We start from the raw sequence: 12,901 nt of genomic DNA on the forward strand, positions 1-12,901 counted from the left end.
GCCATGTTCACGGGGATCGTCACCGACGTCGGCAGCGTCCGAAGCGCCGAGCAACGGGGAGACCTACGGCTCACCGTCGGCACCAGCTACGACCTCGACACCGTCGATCTTGGCGCTTCCATTTCCTGTTCCGGGGTTTGCCTCACCGTCGTCGACAAGGGCGTTGACTGGTTCGCGGTCGATGTTTCGGCCGAAACCATCTCGAAAACGGCCGCAGATCATTGGCGCAAGGATGCGAGACTGAACCTCGAGCGCGCGCTGCGCCTCGGTGACGAGCTTGGCGGCCATATCGTCACCGGTCACGTCGATACCGTCGCCCATGTCGTCGAGGCCAGGTCCGAAGGCGATTCGATGCGCCTTGCTCTGAGGGTCGCAAGGGACTTTGCCCCGATGATTGCCCAGAAAGGCTCCATCACGCTCGACGGCGTTTCCCTGACCGTCAACAACGTCGGAGAAGAAGACCCGGCGCATACATGCTTTGACGTCAACATCATCCCGCACACAGCCCATTGCACGACGCTTGGCGAGGTGAGGCAGGGTCAACAGTTAAATGTCGAGATTGACGTCCTTGCCCGCTACATTGACCGAATGATGGCCGCCCGCGCACATTAGCAACAGATTTGTTCCTGCTTTTTATCACATTCGAGTGTGATATATCGGGGCGATGAGCACGACCCTTATCGAGCGCCTCAACGCTATCATCGAGACCGGAGAAGTCAGCCGGGCGGGATTGGCCCGCGCTGCCGGGCTTCATCCCAACAGCCTTCGCAAGCTCGGACAGGCCGACTGGAACCCGACTGCCGATACCCTCGGGCGGCTCGAGAGGCTTATCCAGCGTGGCACTGCCGACGTGCTGGTCGGCCCGGAGGAGATTATCAACGAGGCGCGAAACGGGCGCATGTTCATCCTGGTCGACGACGAGAGCCGCGAGAATGAGGGCGATCTCGTGATCCCGGCACAGATGGCGACCCCCGAAGCTGTGAATTTCATGGCGCGGCACGGACGCGGGCTCATCTGCCTTGCGATCACCAAGGAGCGTGCGGACCAGCTCGGGCTCGAACCAATGACGCGAACCAACCGCAGCCGAAACGAGACAGCGTTCACCGTTTCGATCGAGGCGAAGGAGGGAATCACGACCGGGATCAGTGCCGCCGACCGCGCCCGCACGATCGCCGTGGCTATAGATGCAACTTATGGCCCCGAGGCCATCGTGTCCCCTGGCCACGTCTTCCCGCTGATCGCAAAGCCGGGCGGGGTTCTGGTGAGGGCGGGTCACACCGAGGCGGCCGTCGACGTCTCGCGTCTCGCGGGTCTCAATTCGAGCGGCGTCATCTGTGAGATCATGCGCGAGGACGGAACCATGGCCCGGCTCGAGGATCTCATGGATTTCGCGCAGACCCACGGCCTGAAGATCGGCACCATCCGCGATCTCATCGCCTACCGACTGAAGAAGGACCATCTCGTCGAGAAGGTCGCCACTGCGAACTTCACCGCGAGCAGCGGAGCTCCCTGGCAGGCCCAGGTCTTCCGCGACAAGGCCAGCGGCGAGGAACAGCTTGCGCTTGTCCATGGTACGGTCGATCCGACGCAGCCCGTACTGGTCCGCATGCATAGCCTTGACCTCTTCGCCGACGTGATCGGCGAATCCTGTGCTCGCTCCGGCGTGCTTCAGGCATCGATGAGGATGATCGAAGAGGAGGGGTCAGGAGTAGTGGTCACTCTTCACGCAGCCGCACCGGGCTCGCTCTCCCGCTCGATCGATCTTCGCGCCGGCAAGCCAGCTGACGGCGGGGACGCAGTGCGCGGCTATGGCACCGGCGCGCAGATCCTCGCAGCGCTTGGAATTCATGACATGATCCTGCTCACAAACACGCACCACGCACCCATTGGCCTGTCGGGCTACGGTCTGGCCATCATCGAGGAACGCGCGATCGAGGCGCATTGCTGATGGCGACGATCCTCCTGGTCGAGGCGCGTTTCTACCCGCACCTCAACGACATGCTGCTCGCCGGCGCTCGCGCGGTGATCGAGAACGCTGGACACGAACACGAGACTCTGACGGTGCCCGGCGCGCTCGAGATTCCCGGTGCGATCGCGCTTGCCGCGAGGAGCGGCCGCTACTGCGCATTCGTCGGGCTTGGCGTCGTTATTCGTGGCGAGACCTACCACTTCGAAGTGGTCTCCAGCGAAAGTGCGCGAGGGATCATGGATCTGGCGCTGCAGGGTTATGCCGTGGGTAATGGGGTGCTGACTGTCGAAAACGAGGCCCAGGCGATCGTCCGGTGCGATCCGGCGCAGCTCGACAAGGGAGGCGGCGCTGCGGCGGCCGCGCTCGCCCTGTTCGATCTGCGCGAGAAATACGCGCCCTAAGCAGCTTTCGTCTCATCGAGCCTTGTATAGTCCACATAGCCGGCCGCTCCCCCTTCGTAGAAGGTCGAGCTGTCGCCTTCGTTGAAAGGTGCTCCGAGCGCGATCCGTTTCACGAGGTCCGGATTGGAAATGAACAGCCGGCCGATGCTGACGCCGTCTGCAGTCCCGTCGACCGTGGCTCGAAGGGCATCGCACCAATTGCTGTCCGCATTGATCAAAATGCGCCCCGAATAGACGTCTCGCATTGCCGGGCTGACAGGCGCGGTTGGAATGACTCCGGCCGTCGTTGGCAGTCGCGGCTCGCGCAGCTCGACCCAGGGCACTTTCAGCTGCTCCAGGCGCCCCGCTACGGCTTTGTAGAGAGAAATCGGGTCTCCATCCTCAACGCCCTGGGAACGGATGTTGGGCGAGAAGCGGATGCCGACGCGGTCCATGCCGACGCTTGCTCCGACGGCTTCGAGCACCTTGCTCATGAAGTGGATCCGGTTCTCGATCGAACCGCCGAAATCGTCTGTTCGGAAGTTCGCGCCATCCCTCAGGAACTGGTCGACGAGATAGCCATTCGCGCCGTGGATCTGGACTCCGTCGAACCCGGCAGTGATGGCGTTGCGCGCCGCCGCTGCGTAATCGCCGAGAATCCGTTCGATGTCGTGTTCCGTTGCGGAGCGCGGCTCGACGTAAGGTTTCTTGCCCTCATAGGTGTGAGCGTAGTCGGGTGCGGTCACTGCCGAAGATGAAACCGGTTCCATTCCGCTGACGCTCGGGTGCACGAGCCGGCCCATGTGCCAGAGCTGCGCAACGATGCGCCCGCCGGCTCGATGAACGGCCTCGGTGACCCTGCTCCACCCTTCGACCTGTGCCTCGTTCCAGAGGCCGGGTGCATTTGGCCAGCCAAGGCCCTCGCGGCTGATTCCGGTCGCTTCCGATATGATCAGGCCCGCTTCTGCGCGCTGGGCATAATAGGTCGCCATCAACTCGTTGGGGACGGCTTCGCGGCCGGCGCGGGCGCGGGTAAGGGGCGCCATGACAATCCGGTTTGGGAGCGCGAGCGATCCCATCTGGAGCGAGTCGAACAATCTGGACATCGACAATATTCCTCGTGAACTGCGATCCCCTGAGCTCGCGGCGCAGATAGTTTTGGAGCCAACCCAATCAAACTCGGATCTGACGGGTAGACCATAAGTACAGTTTATTGCCTGGGGCGCGGTTCCGGCTATCTTCGAACCGTACAAGACCCTAACCGGTCCCGCGTGCGCCACTCTGCCGAACCCCATCGCCTAGCCTTTCCCGCCTTGCTCCTCGGTAATGTCGCACTCGCCTTTGGCCCGTGGATGGTCAGGTTGGCCGACGTCGGACCCGTAGCTGCGGGGGTATGGCGCCTTGGGCTGGCTCTGCCCCTGCTGTTCGCCGTCGCCCGCATTTCCGGGCAGCGTCCTCACTGGCCCCGTCGGTCGCTCATCGTCACGATCCTGATCGCCGCCGTCTTCTACTCGCTCGACCTTGCGAGCTGGAACGTGGGCATCCGGATGACCAAGCTTGGCAACGCCACCCTGTTCGGCAACGTCGGCAGCTTCGTGTTCGCCGTCTACGGCTTGTGCATCGCTCATAGCCGCCCGTCCGCCCGGCAGGCCGGAGCGCTGGTTTTCGCAGTAGGAGGCGCTGCGCTACTGATGAGCGGCAGCTATGAACTCAGCCCCACGAATTTTGCGGGCGATCTTCTGACGCTAGTCGCAGGCCTCCTATACGGCGGCTACCTGATCTTCGTTGAAAAGGGCCGGGCAAGCCTGGAGCCTCTGCCTCTGCTCATTCTTGCGACGACGTTGTCCATCCCCATTCTGCTTCCGATCAGCCTTGGCCTTGGCGAACAGATCTGGCCGCACAACTGGACCCCGCTGATCATCTTTGCACTCTCGAGCCAGGTGATCGGCCAGGGGCTCCTCGTCTATTCGATCGGGACTCTTCCGCCGCTCATCGTTGGACTTGCGCTTCTGACCCAGCCGGCGATCAGCGCCGCAATCGGCTGGTTCGCTTATGGCGAGCGCCTGTCGGTGACGGACGTCGTCGGCGCGGTCGCAATTGCCTTTGCCCTCGTCATCGTGCGCCTTCCGGAGCGGGGCTTGCGCGCGGCTGCGGTCCAGCCCAGTTGAGCCGTATGGAATCGCCGTCCCCTCTCGAGCGGCTGCGCCGCGAGCTGGCCCTCGCGGTCGGCGAAAACGCCGTGTTCGACGGCTGGACGCGGGGTGCCGTCGACAGCGCTGCGGGCCAGCTCGGGATTGACCCCGTCAAGGCCCGACTGGCGATGCCCAAGAGCCAGACCGGCTTGATCGATGTGTACGTCCAGGAGGTCGACCGGGCGCTGGAAGCCTATTTTTCTCCCGAACGAATCGCGGGATTGAAGATCCGCGAGAAAATCCGCGCCCTTATCTGGCGCCGCCTCGAGGTGATGGACCCTGCTCGCGAGGCGGTGCGGCGCGCACTGGCGATCCTCGCGATGCCCCAGAATATTCCGCTTGCCCTTCGCATCGGGTGGCGCACAGCCGACGTCATGTGGCGGATCGCGGGCGATACGAGCACCGATTTCAATCACTACAGCAAGCGAATGACGCTGGGCGCGGTCTATGGCTCGACCTTGCTCGCCTGGCTCGACGACAAGAGCGAGGGCTTGGCGGACACCGCTGCCTTTCTCGACCGCCGCATCGACGATGTCATGAAATTCGAGAAGCTCAAGGCGGACTGGCGAGGCTCGGAACACTTCAGCCCATCGCGGTTCCTCGGACGATTGCGTTATCCCCCGCGCTAGCGGCTTCACAGCTGCCGCAGTAAATGATAATCAGTCGCAACAATGAACTCGCCCTTTCAGCCTGACGTAACGAGTCTGGACCGACTGGCGGTCGGGACCAAGGCACGTGTCCGCACCGTCGACTGGGCCTCGCTCGATGAGGCCGAGGGGTGTCGCTTGAGGCACTTCGGTTTCGACGAGGGGGTTCTGGTCGAACCGCTGCACCTTGGTCCATTCGGGCGCGACCCGATCGCGATTCGCGTCGGCCGGATGACGGTCGCGATCCGGCGCAGGCACGCGGGCGCGATCCAGGTCCAGCCCATCCAGTGAACCCCTTACCTTTAGTCGCCGTCGCCGGCAGTCCCAATGCCGGCAAGAGCGCGCTTTTCAACGCGCTCACGGGCGCGCGCCAGAAAGTCGGCAATTATCCTGGCGTTACCGTCGAGCGCCATTCGGGTCGCTTGACGCTGGCCGATGGACGCCCGGTCGAGATGGTCGATCTGCCCGGTGCCTACAGCCTCGACCCCGCGAGCCCGGATGAGGCCGTCACGCGGGACGTTCTCCTCGGCGAGCAGAAAGGAGAGCGTCAGCCAGATGCGCTGGTCATCGTGGTCGATGCCTCCAATCTCGACAACCACCTCCGCTTCTGCCTGCAGCTGATCGAGCTTGGACTGCCGACCATCGTCGCGCTCAACATGGTCGACCTCGCCAAGCGCGACGGACTGGAACTTGATCCGGGCGTGCTGGAAAAGCAGCTGGGCGTCCCCGTCGTGGAGACGATCGCCGTTCGTCGCCGCGGTATCCAGGAACTTCAGACCGCTCTCGACGACATGCTTTCCGCGCCGTTCTGCGGGGTTCACGAACGCGTGAGGACGGATCTTATTCACCTGCAGCGCCGTGCGCGCGAAATCGCGACTGCGGCCGTGGTGAGCGAAACACCGGTCCGGCGCTGGACCCATCGGCTCGATGCCGTGCTGCTTCACCCAGCTCTCGGTCCGATCATCCTTGCGCTCATCATGTTCGTCATGTTCCAGGCCGTGTTCGCGTGGAGCGAGGTCCCCAAGACGTGGATCGAGGAGGGCGTTGCAGCGCTGTCGAATTTCGTCGGCGGCGCGATGCCGGCCGGACTTCTTCGCTCGATGGTCGTCGATGGCGGGATCGCGGGAGTGGGAGCCGTCATCACCTTCCTTCCGCAGATCCTCATCCTGTTCTTCTTCATTCTGCTTCTTGAAGGCACCGGCTACATGGTCCGTGCAGCATTCCTCATGGACCGGCTGATGCACGGCGTTGGCTTGTCCGGCCGGGCCTTCATTCCCTTGCTCTCGAGCTTTGCGTGCGCGGTCCCCGGGATCATGGCCACCCGCACCATCGATGATCCCAAGGACCGGCTGACGACCATTCTGGTTGCTCCGCTGATGACCTGCTCTGCGCGCCTGCCGGTCTACACCTTGATAATCGCGGCCTTCATCCCGAACACCCGCTTGGCCTGGGGAGTGGGACTGCAGGGCCTCGTCATGTTCGGGCTTTATGTCACGGGGATTGCCGGCGCGCTGCTCGCAGCACTGGTGCTGCGGCGGGGCGTGCTGAAGGGCAGCAGCGGCGGGTTCATGATGGAACTGCCGAAATACCAATGGCCCCCTTTCAAGGACGTGGTCATCGGCATCCTCACGCGGGCCCAGATTTTCTTAAAGCGCGCCGGGACGATCATCCTTGGCACGACGATCATCCTGTGGGCGCTCGCAAGCATTCCGCAGGCCGGCCCCGGGCAGAAGCAATCGGAAGTCTCGATTGCAGGGCATATCGCCAACGGCATCGAAGCCGTCGTCCGGCCGATCGGCTTCAACCACGACATCAGCCTCGCCTTGTTGCCCGCTATGGCCGCCCGCGAGGTCGCGGTGAGCGCTATCGCGACGGTTTATTCGATCGACTCGCCCGATCAGCAGGCCGGGGCCGGAAGGCTCGAGGACAAACTGCAGCATCGCTGGTCACTTGCGACCGCTCTCGCCTTCCTCGCCTGGTTCGTATTTGCTCCGCAGTGCATCTCGACGATTGCCGTCACGAGGAGGGAAACCAACGGCTGGAAATGGCCGCTGGTGATGGTCTCCTATCTCTTCGTGCTCGCCTATTGCGCAGCCGGCCTAACCTACTGGACGGCGGTCGCGCTGGGTTTATAGCTGCTCTCGAGAAGAGGAGAGTGCGACATGGCGGGCGTGAACAAGGTGATCCTGGTTGGCAACCTCGGTGCGGACCCGGAGGCGCGTTCACTCAACAACGGCGGCGAGGTGGTCAACATCCGGGTCGCGACTTCCGAGCAATGGAAGGACCGCGACGGTAACCGTCAGGAGCGGACCGAGTGGCATAATGTCGTGATCTTCAACGAGAACCTCGGCCGGGTCGCCAAGCAGTATTTGCGGAAGGGTTCGAAGGTCTATCTTGAAGGGCAGTTACAGACCCGCAAGTGGACGGACCAGAGCGGCAGCGATCGCTATTCGACCGAAATTGTCCTTCAGCGGTTTCGTGGCGAACTGGTCCTGCTCGACAGCCGCGAGGGCGCAGGCGCGGCTGGCGGCCGCAGCGCGTTCGGCGAGGATTACGACGAATTGGGCGGGGCCACCGCTCCGCAGCGGGCGCAATCGCGACCCCAGCCCGCAGCATTCGACAGCGACCTCGACGACGACGTTCCTTTTTGATCGGCCGATCTCGGGGCTTTATGAAACCTCGAGCCTCCCACGACTGCCAAGCAGCGGCCCCGCCGCATGCTCTGTCGGGGTTTCAGCCCTCGCTGCCGCCGAGCTTCAGTTTCGCCAGGGCTGCGAACGGGCTGGCTTGCTCCTCGGTCATCACGCCTGCTTCCTTGAGCGCCGCATCGGCACCGGCGCTACGCGGATAGGGATCAAGGCTGAGCGCAAGCGTGTCGGCGATCGCGCCGCCAAGGTCGATCACCGCCCCGTCATAAAACACGGTGTCGCAATCCGCTTCACCAAGCTCGATCTCCTCGTCGGCAGAGACTTTTGAAGGTTCAGGGATGAAGAGGATTGCGAACGGTTCGTCGACATGTGCCGCGACAGCATCTCCGGTGACGACGCAGCTTTGATCGAGCGCTGCGACGATGCGGCCTTCGGCGCGAACGACGTTCCCCGTCCGACCAATGCAGACATGCGCTTCGAATCGCTCCAGAGAAAGAAGTGCAAGCCGCTTGGCGATGCCGGCGCGCTCCGTTTCGTCAGCAACGAGATCAAGGCGCTCACCGTCCCTGATCTGGTCGAGGCGAAGCTGGTGCGCGAACCGGTCGTTCATGCGATTCTTCCCTGCTGGAGCTCGGCCAGCCCCGTTTCATCGAGGTGCTTGGCGAAGCGCTGCAACTCGGCGGTGCTGTGTCGAAGCGCCTCCGGGTCGGCCGCGCCCTTGTAAAGACCTTCTCGCGCAGCCTCTGACCAAGACATTTCGCCGGCCGTTGCGGAGCGCAGTAGATCTGCGCGGCCGCCCATCATCCCTACCAGCTTTCGCACCGTCTTGCCGAGCGTCGGGTCACCGAGGCCCATTTCGCGATGCTCGCTTTCCATTACCTCGATGAAGCGCTCGGTAAGGGCGGCGCTTAGCGGATTTGCCTCTTCGCCCATGTCCTCGAGGCGAACGAGCGCCAATGCCGTGAGACTAGCCAGGACCGCGAACCTTCCGTCGAGCGTATCGGGAACCTTGCCCTCAACATACCAGTGGGGTCGCCGGGCCTCGGTTATCAATGCATCGAACAGTGCGGCGCCCGGCGATGGTTTCGCCGTTAATCCGCGGAACAGGAAACCTAGCATAGGTCGAGAGTGCGCCTCGCGTTTGCGATTTTGAAGAGCTCCAACTTGCGTCGCTCCTTGCCTCCCGCATATTGAGGCGCTGGTGGCCGCGTGCAAGCGGCCCGCTCCCTTAGAAGGTACGACGGATGAAGCTTGCGGTCTTGAAGACGGTGACCATTGCGGCAGCGGTGCTGCTTGCCGGGTGCGCGCAAATGCGCTCGCACAAGGGAGTAGTCCTTGATCCGCAGCTCATCGGCGCGATCCAGCCCGGCGTCGACAACAAGGATTCCGTCGAGAAGGCAATTGGGCGCCCCAGCTTTGTCGGCCAGTTCACCCCCAACGACTGGTATTATGTATCCCGCGACGTGAGCCAGGTCGCGTTTAGAAATCCGCGGGTCAGGAAGCAGACCGTGTTCATCGTGCGCTTCGACCCGAAGGGCAATGTCGCCTCGGTCCAGCGCACTGGCCGCGAGCTGGTGATGAACGTCGAGCCGACGCACCGCATGACACCAACCCTGGGCCGGAAGCGCAGCTTCTTCGAGGAGCTGTTCGGAAATATCGGTTCGGTAGGCGCGGGAGGACTTGGCGGTCCTGGCGGCGGAGACAGCGGCCCCTAGTGGGAGCGCTTCCGCGCGGCAGCCGTTTCGCTTAAGCGTCCCATCATGACTGCGACGCCGGCCGGCATGACCTATGCCGATTACCTCGATCTGAAGGATCTGCTGGGCGCTCAGCGCCCCCTGTCGGACCTTCACGACGAGATGCTGTTCATCATCATCCACCAGACCAAGGAATTGTGGATGAAGCAGCTGCTGCACGAGCTGAGATTTGCAGTTCCGCTGGTCGAGGCGGATCGCTTCGCCGAGGCGTACAAGGCGATGGCGCGGATCAGCCGTATCCAGGCTGTGATGACCCTGTCCTGGGATGTCCTCTCAACCCTGACGCCGGTCGACTATCTCAAGTTCCGCAATGTCCTTGGGACCTCGTCCGGCTTCCAGTCCGAACAGTTCCGGGAGATCGAATTCCGCCTCGGCCTCAAGGAGCCCAACTTCGTAAATCATTATGCGCAAGAGAGCCGCGAGCGTGCCGCGCTCGAAAAGGCGCTTAAGGAGACCAGTCTTCGCGAAGCTTCGCACGGCGCGTTGGAGCGGGCCGGATTTGATCTTGGCGACCGATCGGTCGAAGCGATCGCGAAGGCCTGGCTCGAAGTCTATCGGAACGCGGAGCGCTGGTTCGACCTCTACGAGCTCGCCGAGAAGCTCGTCGACATCGATGACGCGCTTGCTGGCTGGCGTCACAAGCATGTGCTGACGGTCGAACGGATCATCGGCAACAAGCAGGGTACGGGAGGATCGGCTGGTGCGCCCTATCTCAGGGCAACGCTCGAAAAGCGCGTGTTTCCCGAGCTCTGGGCGCTGAGGACTGATCTTTGAGCTTCAAGGGGCTGTTCTCGCGCAGTCTATCGGCAAATCCCAACCGGCTGCATTTTGCCGCGCACAGCCATCATCTCTGGCCCGATGCAAGCTTCGAAGGGCACCTCGAGGCGTGGAACGACGCCGCGCGCTATGCCGACCGCAAGTGGGACAGGGTGATGGGCGAAATTTGGCCGTCGGCCCAGGCGGAGGTCGCTGCCGAGCTCGGCACGCAACAGCCCCAAGCCATAGTCTTTGCTCCCAACACCCATGAGCTCCTCGTTCGTCTGCTTGCCTCCGTTCCCTGTCCCTTGCCGGTCCGTGTCCTGACCAGTGACGCTGAGTTCCACAGCGCCCGCCGGCAGCTTGAGCGGCTGGAAGAGGCCGGCATCGCACGGGTTGAACGTGTACCGGCCGAGCCGTTCGATACGTTTTCGGGCCGCTTCCTGGAGCGTGCGCGGACGTGCAGCCACGATTTCATCTTCGTCAGTCAGCTTCTCTTCGGCAGCGGGCGGACCTTCGATCGGCTCGAAGAATTGGCTGGCCTTGGAGCGCTCGAGGGCCCGTGGGTCGTCGTCGACGGCTACCACGCCTTCATGGCGCTTGCGCATCCGTTCGGGAAATCCGCGTCCAAGACTGCCTTCTACCTCGGGGGCGGCTATAAATATGCAATGTCCGGCGAAGGGTGCGCGTTCATGCACGCACCTCCGGGCTTTGCCCCGCGGCCGCCGATCACTGGCTGGTTTGCAGAGTTCGAGGATCTCAGCCTTCCCCCGGGGCGGGTGGGCTACGCCAAGGATGCCAGTCGCTTCCTCGGCGCTACATTCGATCCCTCGGCCCTTTACCGGTTCGTCGCGGTGCGGCGGATGCTGGCGGACAATGGTCTCTCGACGGCTCGCATCTCGGCTCACTGCGAACGGCTGCAGGAACGCCTGCTCCGCGCGTTTTCGGCGACCGCGCTGGGCCGCGCCGAGCTTCTCAACCCGCTTGACGGCGGCCCTCATGGCCGATTCCTCGCGTTCCGCAGTCCGGATGCCCAACGCTGGCACTCGGATATGAAGGAGAAGAATTGCATCACCGACGTCCGGGGCGACGTCCTTCGGATCGGTTTCGGAATCTATCAGGACGAGGAGGACGTCGACCGTCTCGTCGAGCTGCTGGGGACGCTTCGATGACAGGGACCCTGCACCGGCTGAGGTCGAGCGCTTCGCTCGTTCTTGCTCTTCTCCTCATCGCCTACATCTTCAATTATCTCGACCGCCAGATCCTCGGGATCCTGGCAGGTCCGATCATCGGCGACCTGCATCTCAACGACCGCCAGTTCGGCGCTCTGAGCGGCCCGCCGTTCGCCATTCTCTACTCGGTGCTCGGCATTCCGTTTGCCTACCTTGCCGACCGCACCGGGCGCAGCCGCGTCATCGCTGGGGCGGTTGCCTTTTGGAGCGCCTTCACGGCTCTTTGCGGAACGGCGGCATCTTTCTGGCAGTTCTTCATTTTCAGGATGGGCGTCGGGATCGGCGAAGCCGGCGGCGTCGCTCCTTCCTATGCCCTGATCGCGGATTATTTCGAGCCGCGCCGCCGCGCCCGCGCGCTGGCGGTCTTCTCGCTTGGAGTGCCGATCGGACTGGCACTTGGGACCTTGCTTGGCGCCTACATCGCGCATGCCATCAGTTGGCGCGCGGCATTCTTCACCATGGGGATTGCAGGTGTCCTGCTGGCGCCTGTCCTCGTTCTTGTCGTTCGCGATCCTCCGAGGGCAAAAGCGCCGGACGCGGCGCCCATCGGCCAGGTTTTTCCAATGCTCGCAAGGAAGCCTGTCTTCTGGCTGATAGCCTTCGCAGCCTCCTCAAGCTCGCTTTGCGGCTACGGCCTTGCGACCTGGACTCCCTCGGTCCTCGAGCGCAGTTTCCACCTCGGCCTGATCGAACGCGGGGAGTTCATGGCGTCGGTCGTCTTCATCGGCGGCTGCGTCGGCGTATTTGCAGGGGGTTGGCTCGCAGACCGGTTCGGTACAGTCGACCGCGGCTGGTACGCCAGGCTCCCCGCCATAGCCTGGCTCATCACGGCCCCCACGTTCGCGGCGGGCCTCATGGCTCCGAGCCTCTGGCTCGCATGGCCGTTACTGCTGATCCCCAACGCCCTCAATATTTTCTGGCTTGGCCCGGTGATCACGGCGGTTCAGCACCTCGTCCCGCAGCGCATGCGCTCGACTGCCTCGGCGAGCTTCCTCCTTATAAACAACCTCATCGGACTTGGGGTCGGACCCTATCTCATCGGGTCCGTGTCTGAGTCCCTCAAGAAGAGCTATGGCGCCGAGGCCCTTCGCTATGCAGCGGTCGGCTCCACCGTCTTTTATCTCCTCGCATCGTTCCTGATGTTCCTCTGCGTCTCGCGCCTGCGTTCGAGCTGGCTCGACGATCATCTCCCTAAACCCGCTTAAGTACATGAATATTCCCGACATTTCAGGTTCATCCTGGTGCGGTAAGCCGGCGGTTCCATCCGTTTAACTGTTGGAACGGTGCGGCGGACGGGCCGTTTTCCCCGTTCGAAAGGAGATT

General features: G+C 63.0%; 15 protein-coding genes. 12 read left to right on the forward strand and 3 right to left on the reverse strand.

Translation table 11 applies throughout. The features are described from left to right. Positions 1-3: 3 nt before the first annotated feature. From V8192_RS02415 to ribH, 3 genes are read left to right on the forward strand one after another with little or no spacing between them, the layout of a single operon-like run. A complete protein-coding gene (locus V8192_RS02415) occupies positions 4-612 on the forward strand; it encodes a riboflavin synthase (protein WP_341631463.1) in 609 nt (202 codons plus the stop codon). 52 nt (positions 613-664) lie between these two features. After that, a complete protein-coding gene (ribB, locus tag V8192_RS02420; protein ID WP_341631464.1) occupies positions 665-1,948 on the forward strand; it encodes a 3,4-dihydroxy-2-butanone-4-phosphate synthase in 1,284 nt (427 codons plus the stop codon). Next, positions 1,948-2,370 (forward strand): 6,7-dimethyl-8-ribityllumazine synthase, encoded by a 423-nt coding sequence (ribH, locus tag V8192_RS02425; protein ID WP_341631465.1) that lies wholly within the window; start codon positions 1,948-1,950, stop codon positions 2,368-2,370. Before ribB ends, ribH begins: the two co-directional genes overlap by 1 nt. On the opposite strand, the gene V8192_RS02430 is transcribed toward ribH, so the two are convergent. After that, the gene (locus V8192_RS02430; RefSeq protein ID WP_341631466.1) at positions 2,367-3,455 is read right to left on the reverse strand and encodes an alkene reductase; all 1,089 of its coding nucleotides are present in this window, start codon (positions 3,453-3,455) and stop codon (positions 2,367-2,369) included. The two genes, ribH and V8192_RS02430, sit on opposite strands and share 4 nt — an antisense overlap. Before the next feature lie 165 nt (positions 3,456-3,620). On the opposite strand from V8192_RS02430, the gene V8192_RS02435 reads away from it, so the two are divergent. From V8192_RS02435 to ssb, 5 genes are read left to right on the forward strand one after another with little or no spacing between them, the layout of a single operon-like run. Next, on the forward strand, positions 3,621-4,517 hold the full coding sequence (locus tag V8192_RS02435) for a DMT family transporter (RefSeq protein WP_341631467.1): 897 nt from the start codon (positions 3,621-3,623) through the stop codon (positions 4,515-4,517). A gap of 5 nt (positions 4,518-4,522) precedes the next feature. Continuing rightward, positions 4,523-5,170, forward strand: a complete 648-nt coding sequence (locus V8192_RS02440) for a COQ9 family protein (protein ID WP_341631468.1) — start codon at positions 4,523-4,525, stop codon at positions 5,168-5,170. Positions 5,171-5,212: 42 nt separating this feature from the next. Continuing rightward, complete coding sequence (locus tag V8192_RS02445; RefSeq protein ID WP_341631469.1) at positions 5,213-5,479, forward strand: FeoA family protein; 267 nt, start codon at positions 5,213-5,215, stop codon at positions 5,477-5,479. Continuing rightward, entirely contained in the window at positions 5,476-7,323 is a 1,848-nt protein-coding gene (feoB, locus tag V8192_RS02450) for a ferrous iron transporter B (RefSeq protein WP_341631470.1), read from the forward strand. The genes V8192_RS02445 and feoB overlap by 4 nt, the downstream gene beginning before the upstream one ends. 27 nt (positions 7,324-7,350) lie before the next feature. After that, positions 7,351-7,839: a single-stranded DNA-binding protein gene (gene ssb / locus V8192_RS02455; RefSeq protein WP_341631471.1), complete on the forward strand. Its 489-nt coding sequence runs from the start codon at positions 7,351-7,353 to the stop codon at positions 7,837-7,839. A gap of 82 nt (positions 7,840-7,921) precedes the next feature. On the opposite strand, the gene V8192_RS02460 is transcribed toward ssb, so the two are convergent. Together V8192_RS02460 and V8192_RS02465 are read right to left on the reverse strand one after the other, a co-directional pair. Continuing rightward, entirely contained in the window at positions 7,922-8,446 is a 525-nt protein-coding gene (locus V8192_RS02460; RefSeq protein WP_341631472.1) for a YceD family protein, read from the reverse strand. Next, on the reverse strand, positions 8,443-8,955 hold the full coding sequence (locus V8192_RS02465; protein WP_341631473.1) for a ubiquinol-cytochrome C chaperone family protein: 513 nt from the start codon (positions 8,953-8,955) through the stop codon (positions 8,443-8,445). Before V8192_RS02465 ends, V8192_RS02460 begins: the two co-directional genes overlap by 4 nt. A gap of 125 nt (positions 8,956-9,080) precedes the next feature. On the opposite strand from V8192_RS02465, the gene V8192_RS02470 reads away from it, so the two are divergent. The 4 genes from V8192_RS02470 to V8192_RS02485 are packed head-to-tail and all read left to right on the forward strand — an operon-like array spanning position 9,081 to position 12,783. After that, entirely contained in the window at positions 9,081-9,551 is a 471-nt protein-coding gene (locus V8192_RS02470) for an outer membrane protein assembly factor BamE (RefSeq protein ID WP_341631474.1), read from the forward strand. Positions 9,552-9,596: 45 nt separating this feature from the next. After that, the gene (locus V8192_RS02475) at positions 9,597-10,364 is read left to right on the forward strand and encodes a tryptophan 2,3-dioxygenase (RefSeq protein WP_341631475.1); all 768 of its coding nucleotides are present in this window, start codon (positions 9,597-9,599) and stop codon (positions 10,362-10,364) included. Further along, on the forward strand, positions 10,361-11,518 hold the full coding sequence (locus tag V8192_RS02480) for a kynureninase/PvdN C-terminal domain-containing protein (RefSeq protein ID WP_341631476.1): 1,158 nt from the start codon (positions 10,361-10,363) through the stop codon (positions 11,516-11,518). Before V8192_RS02475 ends, V8192_RS02480 begins: the two co-directional genes overlap by 4 nt. Then, positions 11,515-12,783 (forward strand): spinster family MFS transporter, encoded by a 1,269-nt coding sequence (locus V8192_RS02485; RefSeq protein WP_341631477.1) that lies wholly within the window; start codon positions 11,515-11,517, stop codon positions 12,781-12,783. The genes V8192_RS02480 and V8192_RS02485 overlap by 4 nt, the downstream gene beginning before the upstream one ends. The last annotated feature ends 118 nt before the right edge of the window (positions 12,784-12,901 follow it).

This window comes from Sphingomonas agri (assembly GCF_038148795.1).
Lineage (GTDB): Bacteria > Pseudomonadota > Alphaproteobacteria > Sphingomonadales > Sphingomonadaceae > Sphingomicrobium > Sphingomicrobium agri.

Coding starts and splice junctions, on each gene's coding strand:
- ribH (WP_341631465.1), top strand. CDS start 1,948: ATGGCGACGATCCTCCTGGTCGAGGCGCGTTTCTACCCGCACCTCAAC.
- V8192_RS02485 (WP_341631477.1), top strand. CDS start 11,515: ATGACAGGGACCCTGCACCGGCTGAGGTCGAGCGCTTCGCTCGTTCTT.
- ssb (WP_341631471.1), top strand. CDS start 7,351: ATGGCGGGCGTGAACAAGGTGATCCTGGTTGGCAACCTCGGTGCGGAC.
- V8192_RS02430 (WP_341631466.1), bottom strand. CDS start 3,455: ATGTCCAGATTGTTCGACTCGCTCCAGATGGGATCGCTCGCGCTCCCA.
- V8192_RS02470 (WP_341631474.1), top strand. CDS start 9,081: ATGAAGCTTGCGGTCTTGAAGACGGTGACCATTGCGGCAGCGGTGCTG.
- ribB (WP_341631464.1), top strand. CDS start 665: ATGAGCACGACCCTTATCGAGCGCCTCAACGCTATCATCGAGACCGGA.
- V8192_RS02440 (WP_341631468.1), top strand. CDS start 4,523: ATGGAATCGCCGTCCCCTCTCGAGCGGCTGCGCCGCGAGCTGGCCCTC.
- V8192_RS02445 (WP_341631469.1), top strand. CDS start 5,213: ATGAACTCGCCCTTTCAGCCTGACGTAACGAGTCTGGACCGACTGGCG.
- V8192_RS02460 (WP_341631472.1), bottom strand. CDS start 8,446: ATGAACGACCGGTTCGCGCACCAGCTTCGCCTCGACCAGATCAGGGAC.
- V8192_RS02465 (WP_341631473.1), bottom strand. CDS start 8,955: ATGCTAGGTTTCCTGTTCCGCGGATTAACGGCGAAACCATCGCCGGGC.
- V8192_RS02475 (WP_341631475.1), top strand. CDS start 9,597: ATGACTGCGACGCCGGCCGGCATGACCTATGCCGATTACCTCGATCTG.
- V8192_RS02415 (WP_341631463.1), top strand. CDS start 4: ATGTTCACGGGGATCGTCACCGACGTCGGCAGCGTCCGAAGCGCCGAG.